This is a genomic window from Flavobacterium macrobrachii (assembly GCF_014486675.1).
In the GTDB taxonomy this organism is placed as follows: Bacteria; Bacteroidota; Bacteroidia; order Flavobacteriales; family Flavobacteriaceae; genus Flavobacterium; species Flavobacterium macrobrachii.
Genome location: NZ_JACTAC010000180.1, coordinates 1 through 753, shown reverse-complemented (window position 1 = coordinate 753; position 753 = coordinate 1). Strand labels below are relative to the sequence as shown.

At 30.9% G+C, this 753-nt stretch carries 1 protein-coding gene; it reads left to right on the top strand.

Going from position 1 to position 753, the window contains the following annotated elements; translation table 11 throughout:
• Positions 1 to 725: IS3 family transposase (locus IAI56_RS15855; protein WP_187658776.1), on the top strand; the 725-nt coding region annotated here is incomplete at its 5' end.
• Positions 726 to 753 lie beyond the last annotated feature (28 nt).

Genomic DNA, 753 nt, shown 5'->3' with positions numbered 1-753 from the left:
CAGACATCTATTTTGATTCAAAACAGCGTTATGGAAGCCCAAGAATTACTACTGAGCTAAATGCAATAGGTTACAAAGTATCACGTATAACTGTTGCAAAATATATGAAAGAGCTTGGTTTGAAAAGTAAATTAAGTAAGAAATTTAAAGTTACAACCGATTCAAAACACAACTATTTAGTTGTAGATAATGTTTTAGATAGAGGTTTTGCAGTTGCTCATCCATCAAGAGTTTGGGTATCTGACATAACCTATATTCAAACTAAAGAAGGCTTTTTGTACTTGACAACCATCATTGATTTATATGACCGAAAAATGATTGGATGGAGTTTAAGCAATGGTATGAGTACAGATGAAACAACTCTTGCTGCATGGAAAATGGCAATTAGAAACAGAAGTGTTCAAAAAGGATTAATTTTTCATTCTGATAGAGGCATTCAATATGCAAACAAGAAATTTGCTAATACAATTGAATCTTATGGCGTAATCAGAAGTATGAGTAGAAAAGGAAACTGTTGGGATAACGCAGTGGCCGAAAGCTTCTTTAAAACATTAAAAACCGAGTTAATTTATGGAAACAAACTCAAAACAAAACAAGAAATGAAACTGGAAATATTTGAATACATAGAAATCTGGTACAACAAAAAAAGACGACACGGTGCATTAAATTACAAAACAATCGAAGAATTTAATAATCAAAACAGTATTTACAAAAATGTCGCTTAACTTAAACTGTAATTTTTATTTGCATATC